The sequence below is a fragment of the Pseudomonas sp. 3MAES_34.3B genome (genome assembly GCF_058145875.1).
The window spans coordinates 815,874-840,582 of record NZ_CM176960.1 but is presented as its reverse complement, the minus strand read 5'-3'; the positions used below and the strand labels follow the sequence as shown (position 1 = coordinate 840,582).

At 61.2% G+C, this 24,709-nt stretch carries 23 protein-coding genes; 4 read left to right on the top strand and 19 right to left on the bottom strand.

Annotated features, from left to right (window positions below):
• The first annotated feature begins 27 nt into the window (after positions 1-27).
• Positions 28-966 (top strand): 23S rRNA (adenine(1618)-N(6))-methyltransferase RlmF, encoded by a 939-nt coding sequence (rlmF, locus tag AC3Z8Y_RS03750; protein WP_490088516.1) that lies wholly within the window; start codon positions 28-30, stop codon positions 964-966.
• 54 nt (positions 967-1,020) lie between these two features.
• Here the strand turns inward: rlmF and AC3Z8Y_RS03745 are convergent, their stop codons facing one another.
• A complete protein-coding gene (locus AC3Z8Y_RS03745; RefSeq protein WP_181117102.1) occupies positions 1,021-1,302 on the bottom strand; it encodes an HU family DNA-binding protein in 282 nt (93 codons plus the stop codon).
• Positions 1,303-1,715: 413 nt separating this feature from the next.
• Between AC3Z8Y_RS03745 and yejK the strand changes: the two genes are divergently transcribed.
• Complete coding sequence (gene yejK / locus AC3Z8Y_RS03740; RefSeq protein WP_225775206.1) at positions 1,716-2,723, top strand: nucleoid-associated protein YejK; 1,008 nt, start codon at positions 1,716-1,718, stop codon at positions 2,721-2,723.
• A 61-nt stretch (positions 2,724-2,784) separates the two neighbouring features.
• On the opposite strand, the gene AC3Z8Y_RS03735 is transcribed toward yejK, so the two are convergent.
• The 7 genes from AC3Z8Y_RS03735 to AC3Z8Y_RS03705 form a co-directional block, all read right to left on the bottom strand.
• Positions 2,785-3,714, bottom strand: a complete 930-nt coding sequence (locus AC3Z8Y_RS03735) for a glutathione S-transferase family protein (protein ID WP_490088515.1) — start codon at positions 3,712-3,714, stop codon at positions 2,785-2,787.
• An 80-nt stretch (positions 3,715-3,794) separates the two neighbouring features.
• Positions 3,795-4,082 (bottom strand): GIY-YIG nuclease family protein, encoded by a 288-nt coding sequence (locus AC3Z8Y_RS03730; RefSeq protein ID WP_181117099.1) that lies wholly within the window; start codon positions 4,080-4,082, stop codon positions 3,795-3,797.
• Positions 4,075-5,316 (bottom strand): CynX/NimT family MFS transporter, encoded by a 1,242-nt coding sequence (locus AC3Z8Y_RS03725; RefSeq protein WP_490088514.1) that lies wholly within the window; start codon positions 5,314-5,316, stop codon positions 4,075-4,077. Before AC3Z8Y_RS03725 ends, AC3Z8Y_RS03730 begins: the two co-directional genes overlap by 8 nt.
• 190 nt (positions 5,317-5,506) lie before the next feature.
• Complete coding sequence (locus AC3Z8Y_RS03720) at positions 5,507-6,271, bottom strand: amino acid ABC transporter ATP-binding protein (protein ID WP_181117097.1); 765 nt, start codon at positions 6,269-6,271, stop codon at positions 5,507-5,509.
• Between the two features lie 15 nt (positions 6,272-6,286).
• The gene (locus AC3Z8Y_RS03715) at positions 6,287-7,384 is read right to left on the bottom strand and encodes an amino acid ABC transporter permease (protein ID WP_490088513.1); all 1,098 of its coding nucleotides are present in this window, start codon (positions 7,382-7,384) and stop codon (positions 6,287-6,289) included.
• A 10-nt stretch (positions 7,385-7,394) separates the two neighbouring features.
• A complete protein-coding gene (locus AC3Z8Y_RS03710) occupies positions 7,395-8,585 on the bottom strand; it encodes an amino acid ABC transporter permease (protein WP_490088512.1) in 1,191 nt (396 codons plus the stop codon).
• A gap of 159 nt (positions 8,586-8,744) precedes the next feature.
• Positions 8,745-9,770: an amino acid ABC transporter substrate-binding protein gene (locus AC3Z8Y_RS03705; protein ID WP_490088511.1), complete on the bottom strand. Its 1,026-nt coding sequence runs from the start codon at positions 9,768-9,770 to the stop codon at positions 8,745-8,747.
• 390 nt (positions 9,771-10,160) lie between these two features.
• Here AC3Z8Y_RS03705 and AC3Z8Y_RS03700 point away from each other — a divergent pair, with 390 nt between their 5' ends.
• Both AC3Z8Y_RS03700 and rhlB read left to right on the top strand, forming a co-directional pair.
• The gene (locus AC3Z8Y_RS03700; RefSeq protein ID WP_490088510.1) at positions 10,161-10,817 is read left to right on the top strand and encodes an alpha/beta hydrolase; all 657 of its coding nucleotides are present in this window, start codon (positions 10,161-10,163) and stop codon (positions 10,815-10,817) included.
• Positions 10,818-10,898: 81 nt separating this feature from the next.
• The gene (gene rhlB, locus AC3Z8Y_RS03695) at positions 10,899-12,353 is read left to right on the top strand and encodes an ATP-dependent RNA helicase RhlB (protein WP_490088509.1); all 1,455 of its coding nucleotides are present in this window, start codon (positions 10,899-10,901) and stop codon (positions 12,351-12,353) included.
• Positions 12,354-12,732: 379 nt separating this feature from the next.
• Here rhlB and AC3Z8Y_RS03690 read toward each other — a convergent pair whose 3' ends face one another.
• The 11 genes from AC3Z8Y_RS03690 to algG form a co-directional block, all read right to left on the bottom strand.
• Entirely contained in the window at positions 12,733-13,680 is a 948-nt protein-coding gene (locus AC3Z8Y_RS03690; RefSeq protein WP_490086267.1) for an IS110 family transposase, read from the bottom strand.
• 333 nt (positions 13,681-14,013) lie between these two features.
• Complete coding sequence (gene moaE / locus AC3Z8Y_RS03685) at positions 14,014-14,460, bottom strand: molybdopterin synthase catalytic subunit MoaE (RefSeq protein ID WP_490088508.1); 447 nt, start codon at positions 14,458-14,460, stop codon at positions 14,014-14,016.
• 1 nt (position 14,461) lies between these two features.
• Positions 14,462-14,704 carry a MoaD/ThiS family protein gene (locus AC3Z8Y_RS03680; RefSeq protein ID WP_490088507.1) on the bottom strand — a complete coding sequence of 81 codons (243 nt, stop codon included), beginning with the start codon at positions 14,702-14,704 and terminating at the stop codon, positions 14,462-14,464.
• Positions 14,701-15,174 (bottom strand): cyclic pyranopterin monophosphate synthase MoaC, encoded by a 474-nt coding sequence (gene moaC / locus AC3Z8Y_RS03675; protein WP_490088506.1) that lies wholly within the window; start codon positions 15,172-15,174, stop codon positions 14,701-14,703. The genes AC3Z8Y_RS03680 and moaC overlap by 4 nt, the downstream gene beginning before the upstream one ends.
• A gap of 134 nt (positions 15,175-15,308) precedes the next feature.
• Positions 15,309-16,760 carry a mannose-1-phosphate guanylyltransferase/mannose-6-phosphate isomerase gene (locus AC3Z8Y_RS03670; RefSeq protein ID WP_181117088.1) on the bottom strand — a complete coding sequence of 484 codons (1,452 nt, stop codon included), beginning with the start codon at positions 16,758-16,760 and terminating at the stop codon, positions 15,309-15,311.
• A gap of 107 nt (positions 16,761-16,867) precedes the next feature.
• A complete protein-coding gene (locus AC3Z8Y_RS03665) occupies positions 16,868-17,536 on the bottom strand; it encodes an alginate O-acetyltransferase AlgF (protein WP_490088505.1) in 669 nt (222 codons plus the stop codon).
• A 49-nt stretch (positions 17,537-17,585) separates the two neighbouring features.
• Complete coding sequence (locus AC3Z8Y_RS03660; RefSeq protein WP_490088504.1) at positions 17,586-18,734, bottom strand: alginate O-acetyltransferase; 1,149 nt, start codon at positions 18,732-18,734, stop codon at positions 17,586-17,588.
• An 11-nt stretch (positions 18,735-18,745) separates the two neighbouring features.
• The gene (locus AC3Z8Y_RS03655) at positions 18,746-20,311 is read right to left on the bottom strand and encodes an MBOAT family O-acyltransferase (protein WP_490088503.1); all 1,566 of its coding nucleotides are present in this window, start codon (positions 20,309-20,311) and stop codon (positions 18,746-18,748) included.
• Between the two features lie 139 nt (positions 20,312-20,450).
• Positions 20,451-21,611, bottom strand: coding sequence for a mannuronate-specific alginate lyase (locus AC3Z8Y_RS03650; protein ID WP_490088502.1), 1,161 nt, complete (start codon positions 21,609-21,611; stop codon positions 20,451-20,453).
• Positions 21,612-21,624: 13 nt separating this feature from the next.
• Complete coding sequence (locus tag AC3Z8Y_RS03645) at positions 21,625-23,067, bottom strand: alginate O-acetyltransferase (protein WP_490088501.1); 1,443 nt, start codon at positions 23,065-23,067, stop codon at positions 21,625-21,627.
• Between the two features lie 11 nt (positions 23,068-23,078).
• On the bottom strand, positions 23,079-24,695 hold the full coding sequence (gene algG / locus AC3Z8Y_RS03640) for a mannuronan 5-epimerase AlgG (RefSeq protein ID WP_181121833.1): 1,617 nt from the start codon (positions 24,693-24,695) through the stop codon (positions 23,079-23,081).
• Between the last annotated feature and the right edge of the window lie 14 nt (positions 24,696-24,709).

Here is a 24,709-nt window from a genome sequence, read left to right as displayed (position 1 = left end):
CGCGCACTTTTTTCAGCGGGCGTATCAATGAAACCAACGCTTCATCCCCGTAACCGGCATCAAGGCCGTTATGATTTCCCGCGCTTGATTCAGGGCACGCCTGAGTTGAGCAAGTACGTCATTCTTAACCCTTACGGCAAGGAAAGCATCGACTTCGCCGACCCGGCCGCCGTGCGGGTCTTCAACCGTGCCCTGCTCAAATCCCTCTACGGCATCGCGTTCTGGGACATCCCGGAAGGTTATCTGTGCCCGCCCGTGCCAGGCCGGGCCGATTATGTGCACGGCGTAGCCGACCTGCTCGCCCAGGATCAGGGCGGTGCCCTGCCCACCGGCGTGCAGGTGCGTGCGCTGGACATCGGCACCGGGGCCAACTGCATTTACCCCCTGCTGGGCCATCTGGATTACCGCTGGCGCTTTGTAGGTTCGGATATCGACCCGGTGGCGCTGGGGTCGGCGCACGCCATCGTCCAGGCCAACAAGCTGAGCAAGGCCATCGAGCTGCGCCGTCAGGCACAAACGGCGCACATCCTGGAAGGGTTGCTGCTGCCTGAGGAACGCTTCGCGGTGACCCTGTGCAACCCGCCCTTCCATGCCAGCCCTGCGGAAGCGATCGCCGGGAGCCAGCGTAAATGGCGCGCGCTGGGCAAGGCTGACCCCAGCCGCAAATTGCCGGTGCTCAACTTCGGCGGGCAGCAGAACGAGTTATGGTGTGAAGGCGGCGAGATCCGCTTCGTGAGCCAGCTGATCGATGAAAGCGTCGCCTGTGGGCAACGTATCGGCTGGTTCACCTGCCTGGTGTCCAAGGCAGGCAACCTCCCGCCGCTGCAGGCACGTGTCGCCCGGGCGGGTGCGCTGGATACCCGGGTGGTTGCCATGGGCCAGGGACAGAAGCAGAGCCGCTTCCTGGCATGGACATTCCAGACACCAGAGCAGCGCAGGCACGGCATCGCGCCAGGTAAAGCGTAATTACCGGCGAAAAAAAACCGCGCTCAGGGCGCGGTTTTCTTCGCAACGCTCAACTTACTTGTTGATAGCGTCGGTCAGCACCTTGGCAGGCACGAACTTTACGACTTTCTTTGCAGCGATTTCGATGGCAGCACCGGTGGATGGGTTACGGCCAGTGCGTGCAGGACGCTCGGTAACTTTCAGCTTGCCGATACCCGGCAGAGTGATTTCGCTGCCGTTTTCCAGCTGGTCGGCAACGATCTGGCCGAGTTGCTCGAGCGCGTTCTTGGCGGTGGCCTTGGGTGCGTCTACGGCTTCGGCGATGTCAGCGATCAGTTGGTCTTTGGTAAGTGCCATTGTGGTGTTCCTTCCCTTTCAAATTCGTATGGGTTGCCAGAGCAACGTCAGCCGTCAAACCGGCCCTCGTGGGGCCCGGCGCATGGGGTACAGCCACGCCAATCGGCAATGTAGATGCCCATCGCGGTGTTTGGTTCGCGCTGACGGCCACTGATAAGTGGGCTAACGCCGGGGCCATCGAGCCAAGCCGTTGGCGCACCAGCGCAAGAGCCGGCAAAACTAGCACAGAGCCAGATAAATATCCGCCACTATGGCGGTAAATATTCGTGTTTATTGGGGTTTTGGCTAAAAAACAGGCAAAAATCGCAGGGCCGGCGACAGAGTGTCGCAGCACACAGTTGCTCAAGGGCGTCACTCCCCCGCCTTGGCACTTACGGTACACTTGGCGTTTTTCCGCTATTCCAGAGACGTCCATGCCGATCCGTCATTGCATTGTTCACCTGATCGACAAAAAGCCCGACGGCACCCCCGCCGTGCTGCATGCCCGTGACCAGGCGCTGGAGCATACCCAGGCGCTGGACGACATGCTCGCCGACCTCAACGAAAGCTACAACGCCAAGCAGGGCAAGGCATGGGGGTTTTTCCATGCCGAGTCCGGCGCCTACCCCTTCAGCGGCTGGCTAAAAGCCTACCTCGAAGAGGAGCAGGATTTCACCGCCTTCAGCCGTGTTGCGGTGGAACATCTGCAAAAGCTCATGGAAGAGTCCAACCTGTCCGTGGGCGGGCATGTGTTGTTCGCCCACTATAACCAGGGCATGACGGATTACCTGGCCATCGCCTTGCTGCACCATAGCGATGGCGTGGCGGTGACTGAAGAACTGGATGTAACGCCGTCCCGCCATCTGGACCTGGGCCAACTGCACCTGGCGGCCCGGATCAACCTGTCCGAATGGAAGAACAACCAGCAATCGAAGCAGTACATCTCGTTCATCAAGGGCAAGAACGGCAAAAAGGTCTCGGACTACTTCCGGGACTTCATCGGTTGCCAGGAAGGGGTAGACGGCCCGGGTGAAACCCGCACCCTGCTCAAGGCCTTCAGCGACTATGTGGAAAGCGAAGACCTGCCCGAAGAAGCCGCCCGCGAGAAAACCAAGACGCTAGTCGACTACGCCACCAGCCAGACCCGCATGGGCGAGCCCGTGGAACTGCAAGAGCTGTCCGGGCTGATCGACGAAGACCGCCCGCGTGCCTTCTATGAACACATCCGCAACAAGGATTACGGCCTGTCTCCGGAGATTCCGGCGGATAAACGCACCCTGAACCAGTTCCGCAAGTTCACCGGCCGGGCCGAAGGGCTGTCCATCAGCTTCGAAGCCCACTTGCTGGGCTCCAAGATCGAATACGACGAGGCGGCTGGCACCCTGACCATCAAGGGCCTGCCCACGCAACTGACGGACCAGCTCAAGCGCAGGAAGGATTAATCCCTCCGTTCCCGGGCTATCGCTGGTCCTTGTAGGAGGGGGCACAGCCCCCGAACCGGCTTCAAGCCTTGATGGCAAACCCCATCCGCGGGAAGTGCACGTGCACAATGCCTGCACGTTCATCCTCACGGCGCACTACGATTTCCTCGCGGTCGCAGTACACCAGCTCACCGGCAACGGCGTCCACGCCGTAATCGGTGGCTGCAACGCTTACCTTGTCGCCTGCCTTGAAGCCACTTGGGTCCACGAAGTCGATCTCGGCGAAGGTGGCCGGCGTGGCGGCCTTGGCGATCTCAAGCGCTTCGGCGCTGCTCAGTTCGGTGGGCGTGCCATGGCCGATGGCAAGCACGCGCTGGAGCCACGCCGAGACGTTCGGGTAGCTGTCCACCAGGCCGGAGGTCACCGGTGTGCCTTTCAAGAACCACAAGGTATGCGCAAGGGCAAAGTCTGCATAGCTGGGCTCGCCGAACAGGAAGTCACCGCCCGCGCTCAGTTGCTCCTCCACGCGACCGATGATTACCGGCCACTGATGGCGAGCGGTTTCGATCGGCAAACGGCTGGCGGTGCCACCACTGAACAGCCGCGCACGGTCGGCGAGGAACGCATTGCGTTGCTCCTCGGTGAAACGCGAGAAGCGCATGGCGGCGGATTCCGGCTGGAACACAAAGCTGACAGCGTGCTGGAACACTACTGAGTCCGCCCAACCGGCGAACGTTGCCACTACCGCTTCCTTGCCCTTGGGGAACAGCGCAGGGGTTGGCTGCAGCTTGTCCAGCTGGCGTGCAATCAAAGCGGTGTCGCAATACACGTCGGCACCAATCTGCAGTACTGGCGTTTTCCGGTAACCGCCGGTAAGGGGCATGAGGTCTGGCTTGGGCATCATCGGCGGGATGATGACCGAGTGCCAGGCAAGGCCCTTGAACCCCAGCATCAGGCGGGTTTTCTCGGCAAAGGGAGACGTTGGGTAGTGGTGCAGGATCGGTGCAGTCATTGCGACATCCAGGCAGGTGTGAGGTGGTTCAGCTTAGCGCTACTGCACCTGCAAGCCTACCCACCTCTCGTGATCCGCTGTCATTCGCCCGGGCTATGGCCGCTTTGCCAGGAGAGGGCCATGGCTTCCTTTACGCGCTTGGGCAGCCGCTTGATGGCGCGTTCGGTTCGCAGCGCCTCGCCTTTCTCTTCACAGGGGTGGATATAGACCAGCGCGACTGCGGGGCTGGACCGAAAGAAGCGGGCACCCTTGCCGCTCTGGTGCGCGGCGAAGCGCTTGTGAGGGTCGTTGGAAATGCCGCAGTACAAGGCCCCATTGGCTGCCCGTACCAGGTAAACGAACCACGGCGCGATTGCGGCCTCAGCCATCGATGCGCTCGCTGCGTACCGCCACCAGCCGAGCCCGCCCGGCGCCCATGCCCGCAACGGTCGCACCCAGGCCGATCGCCCCGAACACCCAGCCCATCGCCGACCAGCCGCCGGTAAGGTCATGCACAACCCCAACCGCCAGCGGGCCCATGGAAGCGAGCGTATAACCGAAGCCCTGGGCCATGCCCGAAAGGCTGGCGGCGACATGGGCATCCGGTGAGCGCAGCACAATCAGCGTAAGCGCCACGGCGAATACCCCGCCCTGCCCCAGGCCGAGCACCACGGCCCAGCCCCACAGGCCGCTCAATGGTGCGTACAGGCAGCCGAACAACCCCACCAGGCTCAAGCCCATCACAACAAGAATAGCCAGGCGCTGGTCCCTCCCCCGGGTTGCCAGCCAAGGTGCGCTGAGCGAACTGGCCAGTTGCACGATGATCGAGCCGGACGTTACCAACCCTGCCTCGGCGGCGGACAGGCCGCGGTCGATCAGGATGGACGGCAACCAGCCGAACACGATGTATGCCAGCGAAGACTGCAGCCCCATGAACAGCGTGACCTGCCACGCGAGCGGGTCGCGCAGCAGCCCTTTCACCCGGTAAGCGGCGCGCCGCGCGTGCTGGCTGGAACGGGTTTGTGGAAACCAGGCGATCGCGGCGATAAGCGCCGGCACCAGCCACACGCCCAGGCCCAGGCGCCAGCTGTCGCCGAATGCCTCGCTCAATGGCACGCTCGAGCCGGCCGCCAGTGCCGCCCCCAGGCACAGGGCCATGGTGTACACGCCGGTCATGGTGCCGGCATGGGCTGGAAAGTCCCGTTTGACGATGCCAGGCAGCAGCACCCCGATAATGCCGATACTGGCCCCAGCCACGACGCTGCCGGCAAACAGCCCGGTGACGCCGAACTGGGTACGCAGCACAATGCCCGCAGCCAGCAGGAGCAATATCCCGCCAACGGTGCGTTCAGGGCCGAAACGGCGAGCCAGCAAAGGCGCCAATGGCGCGAATAAGCCCAAGCAGAATACCGGCAAGGTGGTGAGCAACCCGGCCACGGCCGCGCTGAGCCCAAGATCTTCAGACACCCGATGCAACAGCGGGGACAAGCTCGACAACGCAGGGCGCAGGTTAAGCGCGACCATTACCAGCGCGCCGATCAATAGGGCGGCACGCCCGCGCGTGGAAGAAATGGAATGCGCCTGGGCAGTGGCGGCGTCAGGCGTAGGGGTGTCGGCAGGCATACAAGGCTCGGCTGGGCAGATTTATTTAGATACAAACAGCCCAGCACTTTACGCTTGCCAAAGGAAGTGGATCAACTGGTCAAAACTTTCCTGAAAAAAGGAGGTTCCAGGCACGGCAGTGTTCACTTTGTAGGAAGCGGCGGGGCCGGCCATCCGGCGCTTCCTACAAGGGTAAAGCTTACGCCGTAATTTAGTGAATGATCTGGCTCAGGAACAACCGCGTACGGTCGCTTTGCGGGCGATCGAAGAAGTCGTCCGGCGCGGCCTGTTCAACGATCTCGCCCTTGTCCATGAAAATCACCCGGTTGGCCACGGTGCGCGCAAAGCCCATTTCGTGGGTTACACACAGCATGGTCATGCCGTCTTCGGCCAGGCCGATCATGGTATCGAGCACTTCTTTCACCATTTCCGGGTCCAGCGCGGAGGTAGGCTCGTCGAACAACATGATCTTGGGCTTCATGCACAGCGCGCGAGCAATCGCCACCCGCTGCTGCTGGCCACCGGACAGCTGCCCGGGGAACTTGTGCGCCTGCTCCGGGATGCGCACGCGCTCCAGGTAATGCATGGCGATTTCCTCGGCCTGGCGCTTGGGCATCTTGCGCACCCACATAGGCGCCAGGGTGCAGTTCTGCAGAATGGTCAGGTGCGGGAACAGGTTGAAGTGCTGGAACACCATGCCCACTTCCCGGCGGATCGCCTCGATCTGCTTGAGGTCGTTGGTCAGCTCTACGCCATCTACCACGATGCTGCCCTGCTGGTGTTCTTCCAGCCGGTTGATGCAGCGGATGGTGGTCGACTTGCCCGAGCCCGACGGGCCGCACAGCACGATACGCTCGCCCTGGCGCACGTTGAGGTTGATGTCCTTGAGCACGTGGAACTGGCCGTACCACTTGTTCACACCGGTCATGCGAATAATGCCTTCAGCGCCGGCGGGTTGCTTGATGGGGTCGTTCATGTTCTCTCCTGACGCTTAGCGCTTGTGACCGGTGTCCAGCTTGTGCTCCAGATGTATGGAGTAGCGGGACATGCCGAAACAGAAAATCCAGAACACCAAGGCGGCGAATACATAGCCCTCGGTGGCCATACCGAGCCATTTGGGATCGGCGGCGGCTTGCTTGACACTGTTGAGCAGGTCGAACAGGCCAATGATGATGACGAGGCTGGTGTCCTTGAACAGCGCAATGAAGGTGTTCACCAGGCCGGGAATCACCAGCTTGAGCGCCTGCGGGAGCACCACCAGGCCCATGCTGCGCCAGTAGCCCAGGCCCATGGCGGAAGCGGCTTCGTACTGGCCCTTGGGGATAGCCTGCATGCCGCCGCGCACAACCTCGGCCACATAGGCGGACTGGAACAGGATCACGCCGATCAGCGCCCGCAGCAGCTTGTCGAAGTTCATGCCTTCGGGCAGGAACAACGGCAGCATCACCGAGGACATGAACAGCACGGTAATCAGCGGCACGCCGCGCCAGAACTCGATGAAGGTCACGCACACCACCTTCACCGCCGGCATCTTGGAGCGCCGGCCCAGCGCCAGGATGATGCCCAGCGGCAAGGCGCCGGCGATGCCGACCGTGGCGATCACCAGCGTGAGCATCAGGCCGCCCCACTGGCTGGTGGGCACAGTAGCCAGGCCGAATACGCCGCCGTGCAACAGGCACCAGGCAATGATCGGGTACAGGATCAGGAAGGTGATCCCGTACTTGACCTTCTTCGGCACCTTGGGAATGAACAACGGCGCCGCCCCGATCACGGCCAGCCACACCGTGAGGTCTACGCGCCAGCGCAGCGCGGAGGGGTAGTAGCCATACATGAACTGGCCGATCCGCTGTTCGATGAACACCCAGCACGCGCCGGCTTTGGTGCAGTCTTCGCGAACGGTGCCCACCCAGTTGGCATCGAAGATCGCCCAGCTAAGCACGGGCGGCACGATCAGCCAGATGAGGTACAGGGCAAGCAGCGTGAGCAGGGTATTGAACCAGCCGGAAAACAGGTTGGCGCGCATCCAGGCGACGGCACCTACGGCTTTCACGGGTGGCGGCTGGTCGGGCTTGAAAACATGAGTAGTCATATGCAGGTCCCTATCGCTCGATCAGCGCGATGCGCTTGTTGTACCAGTTCATCAGCAGCGAAATGCTGATGCTGATAGCCAGGTACACGCTCATGGTGATGGCGATGACTTCGATGGCCTGGCCGGTCTGGTTCAGCACGGTGCCGGCAAACAGCGAGACCATTTCCGGGTAGCCGATACCGGCGGCCAGCGAGGAGTTCTTGGCCAGGTTCAGGAACTGGCTGGTCAATGGAGGAATGATCACCCGCAAGGCTTGTGGAATGATCACCTTGCGCAGCGTGGGGCCGTTGCGAAGGCCCAGCGAGCGGGCGGCTTCGGTCTGACCGTGGCTGACCGACTTGATGCCCGAGCGCACGATTTCGGCAATGAACGCAGCGGTGTACACCGTGAGCGCCAAGGTAAGCGCCAGCAGCTCCGGGATCATCACCCAGCCGCCCACAAAGTTGAACCCACGCAGGGTGGGGACCTCCCAATGGAACGGCGCGCCGAACACCAGCATGGCCAGGCCGGGAACCACCACGATGATGGCAAGGCCGGTCCAGAACTTGTGGAACGGTTGGCCGGTGGCTTCGAAACGGCGGTTGGCCCAGCGGACCATGGCGAAAATCGCCACCAGTGCGACGACGACGGCAACGGCGAATGCCCAGAAGCCTTCGCCCATTATGGCGCCCGGCATGTTCAGGCCGCGGTTGCTGATATAGAAGCTGTCCGCGATGTTGATACCACCACGAGGGCCCGGCAGCGTCAGAAAGACCGCGAAGTACCAAAAGAGGATCTGCAGCAGCGGCGGGATATTACGGAAAACTTCGATATACACCGTTGCCAGCTTGCTGATCATCCAGTTGTTGGACAACCGAGCCACACCCACCACGAAGCCCAGCAGCGTGGCGAGCACGATGCCTATGAACGTCACCAACAAGGTGTTGAGCAGGCCGATGAGGAACACGCGTGCATAGGTGTCCGATTCCACATAAGGAATCAGGTGCTGCGCGATACCGAAGCCGGCGCTGCGTTCCAGGAAGCCGAAGCCCGAGGTAATGCCACGGTGCTGCAGGTTGGTCTGGGTGTTGTCGAACAGGTACCAGCCGAGCGAAACCACGGCCAATACAGTGATGATCTGGAATACCCACGCACGCACGCGTGGGTCGGTCAGGGAAAACCGCCCGGTTTTAGCGCTGGGTGCGCCGATGTGTTTTTGCATGAAATGCCCCGGAGTGAAACGGTCGATACAGCGGTCTGGTGCCCAAGGCTGGCTGGAAATGCCAAGGCAGGCGCTGCCGCGAATTCACCGCGTCCTGCGCCTGCCCTGGTTTGCATCCTGCCTTCGCTACGCCGGCCATAAAGCGCCGGCGTACGGCGATCAACGCACTGGAGGTGCGTACATGATCCCGCCGTTGTTCCACAGTGCGTTCATGCCACGGTCGATCTCCAGCGAACCCTTGCCCAGGTTCTTCTCGAAGATCTCGCCGTAGTTGCCCACTTGTTTCACGATCTGCACAACCCAGTCCTTCGGCAGGCCGAGGTCCTTGCCGTATTCGCCGTCAGCGCCGAGCAAACGGGCGATGTCCGGGTTTTTGGTCGACTTGGCCTGCTCTTCCACGTTCTTCGAGGTAACGCCGGCTTCCTCGGCGTTGAGCATCGCGAAGAGGCTCCACTTGACCACGTTCAGCCATTCGTCGTCGCCCTTGCGGACAACCGGGCCCAGGGGCTCTTTGGAAATGGTTTCCGGCAGCACGATGAAGTCAGCCTTGGTGGCCAGCTTGGAGCGCTGTGCGTAGAGCTGGGACTTGTCGGAGGTAAGTACGTCGCAGCGGCCGCTTTCCAGCGACTTGGCCGATTCGTCGGAGGTGTCGAAGGTGATCGGGGTGTACTTCAGGCCATTGGAACGGAAGTAGTCCGAAACGTTGAGCTCGGTGGTGGTGCCGGCCTGGATGCAGATGGTTGCGCCGTCCAGTTCCTTGGCGCTTTTCACGCCCAGCTTGTTGTTCACCAGGAAGCCAACGCCGTCGTAGTAGGTCACACCGGCGAAGATCATGCCCATGCCCGCGTCGCGGGAGCTGGTCCAGGTGGTGTTGCGCGACAGTACGTCGATTTCGCCGGACTGCAGCGCGGTGAAACGCTCCTTGGCGTTCAGCTGGCTGAACTTGACCTTGCTGGCATCACCGAACACTGCGGCAGCAACGGCGCGGCACACATCGGCGTCGATACCCTTGATCACGCCAGTGGAGTCAGGCACGGAAAAGCCCGGCAAGCCGTCGCTCACGCCGCACTGGACGAAGCCTTTTTTCTTTACGCCGTCCAGGGTGGCCCCTGCCTGAGCAAACCCGCTGGCACCGAACAGGGCCGCGGTGGTCAGTACTGCCAGGGTGGATTTCAACATCTTCATTCAAACCTCCAATGGGCTCTTGTTGTGTCCGAGCTAGTGTTACCCGCACCTTTGTGAGGCGACCTCAACCCGTGCTGGCTTCGTTTTGGGTCGAGCGGGGTAACCTGCAAGTGCGTGGAAAAGCGCTCGTGCCTGCGACGGAGCCCGAATGCCGGATACTTTGCCCGGCAAGCAAGCCCCTTCCCCCAACCGCAGGTGTTACCGGTAGCGGGCGCGTCTTCGTTCGCACCATAGGTTTAGCAAAGCGCGTACCATACCGCCACGCATAAGCGATTCAGTTAGCGTCAAGCAGGAAAGTTTCACCCACGCGACGTTTTATTAGCAAAATGCCACACCCCGCCCCGAAAGCACGCACTCTTTCGAATCAACCCGCACCAAAAAGGAGCGCCGATGAGCGAAACCCTGATCCTTGAGCCCACCCAACCCGCCGACGCCTGTGTAATCTGGTTGCACGGACTGGGGGCAGACCGCTTCGATTTCCAGCCTGTCGCCCAGCTGCTTCAGCAGGTTTTGCCCACAACCCGCTTCGTGCTGCCGCAAGCGCCTGTACAGGCGGTGACGATCAATGGCGGCTATATGATGCCCAGCTGGTATGACATCCTGGCCATGAGCCCGGCACGGGCCATCAATCGCGACCAGCTGGATGCCTCCGCCGCCACTGTCCTTGCCCTGATGGACGACGAGAACGCCAAGGGCATCGCCGATGAGCGCATCGTGCTGGCTGGCTTCTCGCAGGGTGGTGCGGTGGTGTTGCACACGGCGTTCGTTGAACAATCCCGCATGTTGGCTGGAGTGATGGCGTTGTCTACCTACGCACCGAGCTTCGGCGACGTACTTACGCTGACGACCGTTCAGCAGGCCATTCCTGTGCTTAACCTGCATGGTACCCAGGACGGCGTGGTCATCCGGGAAATGGGCCGCGCAGCCCATGACCGGCTACAGGATGCTGGCGTGACGGCGACCTGGAAGGAATACCCGATGGAACACGCGGTGATCGAAGCAGAAATTCGTGACATCGCGGCCTGGCTGAAGGCCCGGCTGGGTTAAGCCTGCCCGAGCGCGGCACTACGCCGCGCCCGATTCTTGCATTACACTGCCAGCGAACCATTCCTTACAATTAATGACGAGATGACCGTGCTCAAAGCACTCAAGAAAATGTTCGGCAAAAGCGAGGCTGAGCCACTCGCCGCCGCGCCCGCTTCGCCTGCTGAGATTCATACGCCTCGCCCTTCCGCAGCCTCCGCCCCTGTGCCCAAGCCGGCACGGGCACCGCGCGCCACCGAGGCGCCGGCGGGTGAACCTGCCGCCGCTACTGCCGAACGCCCGCGCCGCGAACGCAAACCTGCGCCCAAACCCAAGCCGGTGGTGCAATGGAAACCCGAGGATTTTCAGGTCGAGCCTCAAGAAGGCAAAACCCGCTTCCATGACTTCCCCCTGCGTGCAGAACTGATGCACGCCATCCACGACCTGGGCTTCCCCTACTGCACGCCGATCCAGGCCCAGGTACTCGGTTATACGCTCAAGGGCCGCGACGCCATCGGCCGAGCGCAAACCGGTACCGGTAAAACCGCGGCCTTTCTGATTTCCACCATCAGCCAGCTGCTGCAAACGCCGCCGCCAGCCGAACGCTACATGGGCGAACCGCGGGCGCTGATCATCGCGCCTACCCGCGAGCTGGTGGTGCAGATCGCCAAGGATGCCGCCGAGCTCACGCGCTATACCGGGCTGAACGTGATGACCTTCGTAGGCGGGATGGATTTCGACAAGCAGCTCAAGCAGCTCGAGTCCCGCTATTGCGACATTCTGGTGGCAACCCCCGGCCGCCTGTTGGATTTCAACCAGCGTGGCGAAGTGCATCTGGACATGGTCGAAGTGATGGTGCTGGACGAAGCCGACCGCATGCTCGACATGGGCTTTATCCCTCAGGTTCGCCAGATCATCCGGCAGACCCCCCCCAAGAGCGAACGCCAGACGCTGCTGTTCTCTGCCACGTTCACCGAAGACGTGATGAACCTGGCGCGTCAGTGGACCGTAGACCCGGCCATCGTCGAGATCGAGCCCGAACAGGTTGCCAGCGACACCGTGGAACAGCACGTGTACGCCGTGGCTGGCAGCGACAAGTACAAGCTGCTGTACAACCTGATCAACAGCGAAGGCTGGGACCGGGTGATGGTGTTCGCCAACCGCAAGGACGAAGTGCGCCGCATCGAGGAACGCCTGGTACGCGATGGCGTGAATGCCGCGCAGCTGTCCGGGGACGTGCCTCAGCACAAGCGCATCAAAACGCTGGAAGCGTTTCGCGCGGGGCAGGTGAAGGTGCTGGTCGCCACCGACGTAGCGGGCCGCGGCATCCATATCGAAGGCATCAGCCACGTGATCAACTTCACCCTGCCCGAAGACGCGGACGACTACGTGCACCGCATCGGCCGCACCGGCCGCGCAGGCACCAGCGGAATCTCCGTGAGCTTTGCCGGTGAAGACGACAGCTATCAGCTGCCAGGGATCGAGGCGTTGCTCGGCAGGAAGATCAGCTGCGAAATGCCGCCGGAGACGCTGCTAAAGCCGGTGCCTCGGCGCGGTTGAACGGCGTTCAGGGCAAAAGCCGAAACTTGTAGGAAGCGGGCGAAGCTCGCGAATAGCATTTTCGCGAGCTCCGCCCGCTTCCTACAGACTGAACTGAATCCTGTAGGAGATTCTATGGTTGATGCCTAGGTTTTTTGCAGCTCTTGTCTTCGAATGAACCGGGCTTCAAACGGCAAGTCCCTGCCATCCAGGCGCAAGGCTCCACCCGCGCTGGCGACTTCGATATCGCGCGCATGGTCACACTTGCGCCCGCCAAGGCAAAGGCAGGCCTATCAGCAAGGCAAGCGCGGCCCCTGTGGGAGCTGGGGGCCGGCCGTCCGGCGAAGCCTGTGAATTGGCGCACCGCCGAGCTCATTCCCTTTGCGGCTTACCTCACCCTTTACACCGCTTTGGCCTGGTACTCACTCTGGTCCTTGAGCAAAGCGAACACTACCCGGGCAAGCTTGCGCGCCAACATCACCAATGCTGCGGTTGTGCTGAAGCCTCGAGCCTTGCGTGCTTCGTACCAGGCCTTCCAGGCGCCAGTGCGGCTCGCTGCCATGGCCGCGTTATGCAGCAACCGGCGGACTTCCGAGTCGCCGCGCTTGCTTAACGAGCGGCGGCCATCCTTCTGGCCGGAGCTCGAAACACGCAGGTCGATTCCCAGAAACGCGATGAACGCATCAGAACTTCTGAAGTGGCCTCGCTGAAAGCTGGCCATCAGGCGGGCGGCAGTCAGAAACCCGATGCCTTCCACTTTCATGCAGCGTTTTATTTGACCAAGCAAGCCGACCTCCGTGAGGAGGTCCTTGATGGTTTTCTCAACCAGCGCTTCGAGCTTCAACATCGCTTTCACATGGCTTGCGAACGCGGCTTTCAGCAGGGGCTCGTTCGACCAGCTCTGTACCAGGGCGACTCGCGCGGCAACCAACGCGGCGCGCCGGCGAAACAGGCTGAGCAGCCTGCGGTAAAGCGGCGTAGGTGGCACCCAGGGATGCAGGTCATCGCCCTCGTTCTTGAGGTAGCGCGCCAACAGCCGAGCGTCCAGCGGGTCGGTTTTGGCACGGACACCCACCCCTTTACGGTAATGGCTGAGTTCATACCCGCCGACCATGTAAATAGTGCAGCCCGATTCGTGTGCCAGGTCGCAGAATTCAAGGTGGTAAATGTTGGTGGCTTCAATGGCGACTGCCACATTGGCTGGCAACGCCTTGAGCCATTTCTTGATGGCGGCCTTGGTATTGGGGATGGTGACGAGCTGTTCTTCGGCAGCGTGATAGATCACCAGTTCGGCCTTGGCGACATCGACGCCCACGATCGGTTGTAAGACGCAAGCGCGCATTGCCATGAGCTTATCTCCGGGATATGGTCTGAAGCACTTGAAGGGCCACCCAGAGGCGCAAGCTTGTTCCTATCGTTGGTCGAGCCAAAGCATTCTCTATCGGCGCTTGGGTGAAAGGAGGAGGGGCGATATCTCCCACGGTCTGTACTGCGGCTAACAGTCAGAATCGGGCGTTGTCCCTCCTCCTCCCTTCAAGTACTACCATACAAGACGGGCGGAGCCATAGGCGGAGCTCGCGAATAAGGGCTTAAGAAAACCGCGAAGACAGTTGCTTCCTACAGGTGCCTGGTGCCAACAGTCATCATCCAAGCCAGAAGCCCAGCCTGGGCCTCCTGAGGGTCACCACCGCTCGGCGGCTTGCTGGTCGCTATGGCGGCCTTCCACCCAGCGGGGGCCGTCGGGGGTGGTTTCCTTTTTCCAGAACGGCGCTCGGGTTTTCAGGTAATCCATGATGAATTCGCAGGCCTCGAACGCGGCCTGCCGATGGGCGCTGGCACAGGCCACGAACACGATAGGCTCTCCCGGAGGCAAGTCGCCCACCCGGTGAATCACCTCTACGTTCAACAGCGGCCAGCGCTCCCGGGCCTCTCGCTCAATGCTACCCAGCGCCTTTTCGGTCATGCCCGGGTAGTGCTCCAGAAACAGCCCGGCGACGTTCTTGCCGTCGTTGAAATCCCGCACATAGCCGGTGAAGCTCACCACCGCCCCTATGCCCAGCTGGCGCTGGTGCACTGCGTTGAGTTCCAAGCCCGGGTCGAAGGCCGTAGGCAACACACGAATAGCCATCTCAGCCCCCGGTAACGGTGGGGAAGAAAGCGACCTCGTCACCGTCCTGCAACGGCTCTGCGAGGCTGCACAGCTCCTCGTTACGGGCGCACATGAGGTTAGCCTCGGCCAGCACGTCATGCCCGCCCTTGTTTACCAGGAAGGCCCTGAGCGCTTCCAGGGTAGGAAACTCACCCTCGACCTGCTCAGCGTCACGCCCCATGGCTTCCCGGAAGCGTGCGAAGTACAACACGGTCAGCTTCATAGTGGCGCCGCCTGAAAATCCCCACTTTTGCCACCGCGCTTTTCAAGCAGCCGCACGGCTTCGATCACCATGCCCTTGTCCACGGCCTTGCACATGTCGTAGATGGTCAGCGCTGCGATGCTCGCGGCCGTCAACGCTTCCATTTCCACACCGGTCTGGCCCGCCAGCTTGCAGCGGGCCCGGATCAGCACGGTGTCGGCGCCCTCCCCGCTCAGCTCTACCTTCACGCTGGTAAGCATCAGGGGATGGCAGAGGGGAATGAGGTCACTGGTTTTCTTCGCCGCCTGTATGCCAGCAATGCGGGCTACGGCGAACACGTCGCCCTTGGGATGAGCACCTTCGACGATCATCTGCAGGGTGGCCGGCTGCATGCGCACGCGGGCCTCGGCGATGGCCTCGCGCTCGGTGACGGCCTTGGCGGTGACGTCCACCATGTTGGCGCGGCCTTGGGAATCCAGGTGGGTGAGCATGCGCCCGCTCCTTCGAAAAACAGGCCGCCAGTGTAACGCAAAAGGCCCCGCGGCAAGCCACAGGGGGCTTGGCGCGGGGCCTCTTGTTGACCTGGTTCCCGGGCCTGGCCGGATGGCCGGCCCGGTTCCTGCAGTTACTGAGTGATGGACTTCACGGAAACGCCAACCGGGGTAGCGCTGGAGCGGCCGTAGATGTCTTCGAAGCGCTCGATGTCGTCTTCGCCCAGGTAGCTGCCCGATTGAACTTCGATCAGCTCGAGCGGGATCTTGCCCGGGTTGCGCAGGCGGTGAACCGAGGCGATCGGGATGTAGGTCGACTGGTTCTCGGTCAGCAGGAACACGTTCTCGTCGCAGGTCACTTCAGCGGTACCGGATACCACGATCCAGTGCTCGGCGCGGTGGTGGTGCATCTGCAGCGACAGGCACGCGCCCGGCTTGACGGTGATGTGCTTGACCTGGAAGCGGCCGCCCTGGTCCACGGAGTCGTACGAGCCCCATGGGCGGTACACTTCACAGTGGTTCTGGGTTTCGCTGCGGCCCATGTCGTTCAGGGTGGCAACCATGTTTTTCACGCCCTGGACCTTGTCCTTGTGCGCAATCATCATGGCGTCGCGGGTTTCTACCACCACGATATTTTCCAGGCCGATCACCGACACCAGCTTGCCGTTGCCGTGGATCATGCAGTTGCGGCTGTCCTGGATGACTACGTCGCCCTTGGTGACGTTGCCATTGGCGTCCTTGGCGTGAACTTCCCACAGGGAGTTCCAGCAGCCTACGTCGCTCCAGCCGGCGGTCAGCGGCACCACGCAGGCGCGCTGGGTTTTTTCCATCACGGCGTAGTCGATGGAGTTGTCCGGGCAGCAGGCGAAGCTGGCTTCTTCGATCTCGATGTTGTCGCCATCACGCTTGCTGCGCTCGAGGGTGAGCAGGCAGTTGTCGTAGATGTCCGGATCGTGCTTTTTCAGCTCTTCCAGGAAGCGGCTGGCGCGGAACAGGAACATACCGCTGTTCCAGAAGTAGCCGCCTACGTCGACGAACTCCTGGGCGCGTTTTTCGTCCGGCTTCTCTACGAAGTGGGACACGCGGCTCACGCCTTCTGGCAGCAGGGCGTCGTTGGTGGATTTGATGTAGCCGTAGCCGGTTTCCGGACGGGTTGCCGGCACACCGAACAGCACCATCTCGCCACGCTCGGCAGCCACGGTGGCCAGGGCCAGGGCACGTTGCAGGGCTTTCTGGTCTTCGATCACGTGGTCGGCTGGCAGCACCAGCATCAGGTCGTCACGGCCTTCGTTAACCAGCTTCATCGCGGCCAGCGCTACGGCGGGGGCGGTGTTGCGGCCGAAGGGCTCGAGCAGGATGCCTTGGGTTTCCAGCTTGAGGGCCGACAGCTGTTCGTTGACGATGAACTTGTGGTCCTTGTTGCAGACCACCAATGGCTTATCCATGCCTTCGAACACCAGACGTTCCAGGGTTTGTTGGAAGAGCGTGTGCTCACCCGTCAGCGCCAGGAATTGCTTCGGGAACTGCTTGCGCGAAAGCGGCCAGAGACGGGAGCCGCTACCACCTGACAAGATCACCGGAATCATAGTGTTTCTCCAAGAATTACGTAATGAGATGACTGTGTTGTTCTACCGCTTCGTCTACTTGTTGTTCCATGCCGGCCGCCGTGCTGGCGGCCGCGCAACCCCCGCGATCAGCGGGTGGAAACAGGGCGCTTGACCCATACAGGGTTCAAGCTGCTGCCTTGGCCGGTCACATACAGGACCGTGGCGTCGCCGCGCTCCAGCGTGACCGCTGGAAGGTCCTTGACCTTGTTGGCACCGTCGAACAGCGCGAAAGTAACTTTGACCGGGTTGATTTCACGGTCGCCACTGGCGTTAGGAGCAACGGCTGGAATCACTTCCTTGCCATCGGATGTTTTCAGCGCGAGCGGCTTGTCGCTCAGGTTTTGCACGCGCACCAGGGCTTTCTGCTTGTTGTTGAACGCTTTTTCTTCAACCAGTTTGGAAGTACCGGAAGCGCTCTTCACGATGGTGTAGTAATGGTCGCCGGCCAGGTTTACCGGCAGGCTTTCGCTACCCAGCTTGGCGGTGTACTGGCCGCCAGGCATGAACTCGAAATCGTTGCTGCCCAGCGGGGCGATTTCCGAAGGCTTGCCAGTACCGATGGTGGAAGTCACTTCCTGGTTGCTGGCGTTATATACCCGTACAAATGCAGAGCCTTTGGGCGCGGTTGGACCGTACAGCGCGCCGTCACCGGCCGCGAAGGCCTGGGTGGACAGCAGACCAAACCCTACGGCCAGTGCACAGGCCTTGGCGATACGGGAAGTACGAAGGGCAGTCTTCAAAGTCTTTGCGGTCATGTGCGTTCCTCTCGGCTGATATGAAACGTGCGCCGTTTATTTAAAAATTTCAGTTGTTCTGGCCAACGGCCAGATTCTGATTGCTGTCTTGAGTTTTCTTCAGTTCCGCGACCCACGCAGGGTCGAAGCCGCTGAGATCATTCTTCATCGGCAAGTAACGCTCGGGGAATTCCCAAACGAGAACTTGCGGTGGGTTATTCTTGAAGCCGTCGCTCTGCAAGTATTTGAGCATCGGCAAGATCGGACCATGGCCTTCCTCGGCATAGTTCACGACATCGCTGTGCAACGACTCGCGCAGTGCGCCCAGGAAGTTCCAGTGCGGGTTGGCGCTGTAGCTCGTACCTACCAGGCCCACCGGAACTTCGGCGTCACTGAAGAGGGCATCCTCGCTCTCCACAGCGCCTTCGACAGCGCGAGTTGTCTTTTGTTGCAAACTATCTGGCTGCGGAAGCAAATTTGTGAACAGTGGGTCGAGCGGCAGGAAAGATGTGAGGTCACCTTTATACGGCTTGGGCTGCTCTGCCTCGGTTACATATTGAACCGGCGTGGTATTAATTGGCGAATGTGCCGAAATAGCGGCGCCAATATTACGTGCTACAACTTCCGCGCCCAGGGGTGTCCAGTGCGTATCGGTGCGCAGGAACACTTGACCGGTTTGCTTGGCCTGCTGTAGTGGGGTCATCAGATCCGGAGCAAAGATACCTGCCTGCTGCGCTTGCGCATGGAACTGTTCATACAGGTCCTTGTGCATGCTGGCAGGCTGAGTGTCGCCAAAGTGCTCTGGATACAAACGGGCTTTGGCAGGAATGATCGCCATCACCAGCTTGATGCCTTGTTGTTGCAAACGGTCGCGCACGCCGCGGATCAGCTCGAAGTTTTCCTTCTCGATCTGATCCCCGTTGGCAACCGGCTTGAACTCCTCGTCGGTGAACAGCCATTGGTCCTTGCCCAGCACTACCCCAGGGCGGCCTTCATGGAACAGCTTGTAGTCCACCGCCGCCCACAGGTTGGTGCCCAGGCGCTTGATCGGAAACTCTTCGTCGTAGTGGGTTTCCACGGCCTTGGTCAGCTTGCCATTAAGGAAGGTCATCTGGGCCGTTCGCTCGAAGCTGCCAAACGACACCAGAGACCAGAGCCCCATCAGCACCAGAATGCCGAAGAAGATCGCGATGTAGAGAATGCGTAATGAACGTGTCATGGGCGGCTCGCTCAGAACTGGAAGTAAAGGAAAGGCGAGAAGCTCTGCGCCGACAGCTTCAGGATCGAAGCCACGAACAACAGCAGAACCAGCGTACGCATGAGGTAGCGCGGCCAGTCAGCGACCCAGTACGCCGCTTGCACCTGATGCCCCGCCGAATGCGCCTGCACGATGGCGGGCTGATCGCCTGGTACGGCCTTGATCTGGCCAGGTTGCGCGGTGGCGGGGCCATTGGCCTCGACGCTGGCTTGCTGGGCAGCGGCTTTCTGGGCGCGGGCGTTGATCGGTGCGTAATAGAAGTCACGCAGGCCAAAGAAGGCCATGGTGATGTACGCGACGATCAAGGTAGCGACTTGCAGGCCGGTGAGGCTGGCGCTGTTGAGCTCGGACAACTGCCACTCACCGAAGCTGAACATGGCGTGATACATGCGCATCGCCACATGCATGTTCTCGGAACGGAAGATCACCCAGCCCAGTACCACCAGCAGGAAGGTGAAGATCCACTTGACCGGGTTGAACCGGCGAGGGGCGGCATCGATATTCAATGCGCGCTCGATGGCCAGCCACAGGCCATGCCACATGCCCCAGATGATGTAGGTGAAGTTCGCCCCGTGCCACAGGCCGCCAAGCAGCATGGTGAGGAACAGGTTGCGGTACGTGGCGAAGGTGCCGCCGCGGTTACCGCCCAGGGTGATATAGAGGTAGTCGCGCAGCCAGGTGGACAGGCTGATGTGCCAGCGCCGCCAGAACTCGGTGATGGACTGGCTGACGTAGGGCTGCTTGAAGTTCTCCATGAAGCGGAAGCCCATCATCAGGCCCAGGCCGATGGCCATGTCGCTGTAGCCGGAGAAGTCGAAGTACAGCTGCGCGGTGTAGGCCAGTGCCCCCAGCCAGGCGTCGCCCGTGGTGGGGTCTGTTAGCGCGAAGGAATGGTCCGCCACTACCGCAATGGTGTCGGCGATGAATACCTTCTTGATAAAGCCCTGCATGAAGCGCGTCGCGCCTTCGGAGAATTTATCCAGGGTGTGCGTGCGGTGGTTGAACTGGTCCACCAGGTCCTTGAAACGCAGTACGGGGCCGGCGATCAAATGCGGGAAAATAGCCACGAACGCCGCAAAGTCGATCAGGTTGCGGGTGGCCGGGGTGTCGCCGCGGTACACGTCGATGATGTAGCTGATGGACTCGAACGTATAGAACGAAATACCGATCGGCAAAATGATGTGCGTGAGGATGAACGGCTCAAGGCCGAACGAGGTGATGATCTGGTTCAGGCTGTCCACGCCGAAGTTGGCGTACTTGAAGTAGCCCAGAACGATCAGGTCTACCCCGACGCCCAGCAGCAGCCAGCGCTGGGAGGTTTTCGTTCGCACGCCGTTGGCGCCGATGCGAAGGCCAATGAAGTAGTTCCACAGGGTCACGGCGGCGAACAGCGCGAGAAAATCGACGCGCCACCAGGCGTAGAACACATAGCTCGCCACCAGCAGCAGCAAGTTGCGATAGCGCGTTCCGCTCAGATAGTACAAGCCGAAGAAGATCGGCATGAACAGGAACAGGAACACGTTGGATGAGAAAACCATCCCGATCTCTCCTTGTTTTTCCTACACTGGGAGCCGCTATAGCCCCCCCATACCCCCCCGGCCGAAGCCAAGGGGAAAGTGCGAAGGGGGCAGACGCCTTAACTGCCCCCTTCCGCATACACGCGACCAGCCGGGCCTGTCAGAGCCCGTCGTCGTCGTTGTCACCCTTGCCGCCCTTCTCCCCTTTTTCATGTTGAGGGTCGAACGTGCGGGTCAGGTCGCCGCCGAGGCGGAAGGTCTTGAACGGTTCCATCTGCCGCTTGCGCGCGATGGTGTCCGGGGTGCAGTCGTAGAGCGTGCAGTAGGGTTCGAGCCAGGCATACTTGCTGTCGATCTTGAGATCGGTCATGTCCTGGGTTTCGCCGTTTTTCTGCGCGAACTCTTCCGGCGCCTTCGAGCCTTCCAATACCCGGTCACCCAGGCGCTTGAGGGCGCCGTTGTTTTCCGGACGCAGGTCCACACCATTGGCCTGGGCGAAGCTGGCGATCATGGCCAGCGGCGGCAAGGCGTAGTTGTGATAGGCCAGCGCGCGCTGCTTGCGCTTGAGTTCGTTTGGCAGGAAGCCCTGGTTGTCCACCTGGCTGGCTGCCACCTTGAACTCCTTCACCGACCAGTCGAACAGGTCGCGCCGGTTGGTGACGATGGACGTCGCCATCACCGACCACGCGGCCCAGTAGGAGTGGTTGTTGATCTGTTCCAGCGGCAGGTTGCTCCAGTCGCTCACCACCTGATCGGCCATGCGGCTGAACCAGGCTTCGATCTTCTGGGTTTGCGCCTCGTGGCCCTGCAACGGGTGAGACTCGGAGAACTTGAGCCGCAGGTACGAGGACGACATGCTGCCCAGTGCCCATTTGCGCATGGATTTGCCGGTGTGGTTGAAGTCTTTCGACATCAGCGCATTGGCGTCCGCCCAAGTGCCCAGCCACTGCAGCGTGCAGTCCAGCTCGGCCGGCTTGCCGTCGCGCATGAACTGCATCACTTGTTTGCTGATGCCACGCTCCAGCGTGGTGATCGGCTTGGTGGCATCACGGAAGGCTTCTTCCGAATCTTTGTTCAGGGTGGCGCGCGCCTTGTCCGAACCTTCGTACTTGCTGCGGAACTGCAGCGAGCCGGTGAACGGGGCCGGCACCGCCGGGCACTGGAAATCTCCGCCTTTCCCTGGCTTCTCGATGGCCTCGTAGTATCCCTGAGGTGGCACCAGGCCTGCGGCGTGCGCCGCAGAGCCGAACATGGCAAGGCCCAGCAAGGCCGGCGCCAGCAAGCGGCGAGCGGCCCGGGGGGTAAGACGAGAAGTCAACATATGCATTCAGCCCTCAGAGCCCGGCTTGTGCGTTGCGCGTGGCAACACCGGGGAACACGTTGCGTTTGCAGATCTTCGCTTCAACCTTCTGCGGCCCGACTTTGGCGTCTTCCGGCCCGTGGATTTCCACAGCCAGCAGGTTCATCTTCGGCCAGTCCGTGTCATCGCGCAGCTCGAAGGCGAAGCGCCCATCCGTATCGGAAGTGGTCGGTTTCTCGATCTTGATGTCCTCGTGGCGGCCGTTCATGTACCAGAGCGTTGCCTTGAGGTCTTTCACCGAAGGGTCGGCGAACTTGATGTCAACCTGATGATTCCAGTTTTCCAGGTCCTTGATACCGTTCTGGCCGTTGACCAGCAGTTCGGTGGTCTGGTTGGGCTTGACCACGCCACTGCCGGCGAGCTCTGCCGGCTTGCCTTCGCAACCGTTGCCCATCAGCGCCATCATCTGGCGATAGATGGTTTCCTGGTCCAGCGGGTACAGCGGGGAGAATTCCCACACCAGGATCTTCGGCGGCTTCTTCTGGAACTCTTCGCTGCCCAGATATTCGAGCATCGAGCCTTCGAAACCACCGCCCGGGAACGCAACGTTCAGCACGTCGGCACCGCTGTACTGCTGCAGGAAGCCGGCGAAGTTGTAGTTCTTGCCGCTGTGGCTGGTACCCACCAGGGTCACGTCCGGGCTGGCGGTGTCGCCAAACAGGTCGCCGTCGCCAGCCTCGCCCTTGGGCTCGGTGGTGAAGGTGTCCATGTACTGGATGGCATAGCTGCTGTTGCACAGCTGGCCTGCCATGTTCTGCAGGGTACCGGTCTTGCCCATGCGCCCGGAGACCTTGGTCTCGTACTCTTTCTTCGGAATGCTGGCGTAGCCCGGCACCTTCTTCATGGTTTCGGCCACGATCTTCGCGGTGCGCTCGGCGCCATACGGCGTCCAGTGCTGGTCGCCGCGGAAGTAGAAGTCATGCGCCTGTTGCTCGTTGGTGAGCGGCGACAGGTCGGGTACGTGGTAGCCCATGGCCTGGAAGCGGCCCAGCATGTCCTTGTAGTTCTTCAGCGCCGTGTTGTAGTCGAAGCGCTCGCGGTCGGCCGGCAGCATGTGCGCGCGGTCCACCAGGCCACGGGTGGGCTGGTACACAATCACCACTTCTACGCCGCGGGCCTTGAAGGCGTCGTGCAGTTCTTTCATGCGACGGTAGCCTTCGGGCGACGTCTTGAACTCGGTGCGCAGGTCTTCCACGGTACGGAACAGCCAGTCGCCCTCCCCCTTGATCAGGGTGGTGAAGTTCTTCTGGTACCGGGTTACGTAGTTCTTCGCATCCGCTGCGGCAGGGCACAGCTGGCAGCACGGCTGCGCGGTGAACGTAGGCGGCTGCACTTCAGCGGCCTGCGCGCTCCCTGCGGCATACAGGGCGGCGGCCAGGCCCGACAGGCTGAGCAGCTTGATCAAATGTGAATGCATGGAAATGGTCCTTAATCCTGCGCCATGTCTGTCTGTTTCTCGACCGGGTCGATCAACACTGCTTTTTTCTGGCGAATCAGCAGGTCCAGAATTTCGGTTTGGTGATCACCCAGGATCCCCGTCAGGCTGATGCCACCCTGCTTGGTCGGGGCCAGCATCGCTACGCGATACAGCTCGATACTCAGCGGGGAGTCGATCGCCAGCGGGTTGGTGCCGTTACCGGACAGCTCGCCGCCAACCACGATCATCGACACTTCGGCGTCGAACGGGTCCAGGGCGATGTCGCGGTCGGTATCGCTGAGGTCCTTGATGTGGCCGTATACGCCAGTCAGCCCGTTGCCCATCGCCATGTTTTCGTACAGGCGGATGTTGGTGCTGTTGCGCACGCGGATGCCGTGACGCTTGTTGGCCACCAGCTTGTTGCCCCACAGCAGGTTGTCCCCGCTTTCGTACAAGGTGATGCCGTCGGTGTGGTTCTGATAGATCTCGTTGTAAGCCACCAGGTTGCCCACGCTGTTACGGTCGAGCACCACACCTGAAAGGTGGTTGTCGTAGCTGCGGTTGTTGATGATGAAGCTGTCGTTCACCTCGCGGGAAACGATGATCCCGTGCTTCTTCTTCGTCCCGTACACCGTGTTGTCGGCAATGATCAGGCCGTGGGAACGGTCGTGGGGGTCGATGCCGTAGATGATGTTGTCGTGGTAGGTGTTGCTCTTCACCACGAAGCCCTGGGTTTCGTAGCAGTAGTAGCCGTACCACATGTCCGAGAAGGTGGAGCCGATGATCCAGCCCGTAGGTTCGCTACGGCCCATCTGCGCCTTCATGCTCGGGGTGTACTGGGAAATACTCACACCGTAAGACTTACTCTCGTTGTAACCGAAGCTTTTCATTTCGGTATTGACGATGTAGGTCTCGGTGCCGCCCCAGCTCACCAGGAACGGACGGAACTCATCCTTTTCCTTGAACCAGGCCTGGTCGTTCTTCGCTTCGCTCCAGCCGGTCACCTTGGTATCGAAGGTGAACAGCTTGCCGTCGTTGACGATGAACGAACCACCGTCCTGGGACAGGCGCAGCTCTTTCACGCGACCGTCGATCTCCAGCGTGCCCTTGTGAGCGACCACGATCGGCACCCGTGCCAGCCACACGCCTGGCGAAGTTTCGCGCAGGTATTGCTTGGGTACGGTTTTGCTCAGGTCAGCGAAGTTGACGTAGCCGTCATCGATGAAGATGGCCTGCGGAATACCGCGCTGCTTGCCAACCCACGCCATCATCTTGTTGTCACCGCCGATGAACGCCTTGAGCGGAAGCTCCTGCATCATACGGCGCATGTTCACCTTGCCCTTTTTGCTGCGGTCCACCTTGGCATGCGCGGCCTGGGCGGTATAACCGCTCAGGTCGGGCAGCTTGGGCGGCGCCAGGTCCAGGGGCTCGGTGGGCGCGCTGGCCACGCTGTAGTTCTGCGCGGCCTGCAGTTCCTTGGTGGTACCGGCTTTCACCACCGCCTGGGTCGCAGGCGCGGTAGCGGCCAGGGCGGAGCCACCGGCGATCAGCAGTGCTCCGGCCAGCACAGCGACTGGCCAGGCGTGCTTGCGCACCTGCGGCCGCACCTTGCTGTATGAATGCTTCATCTCATTGCACTCCC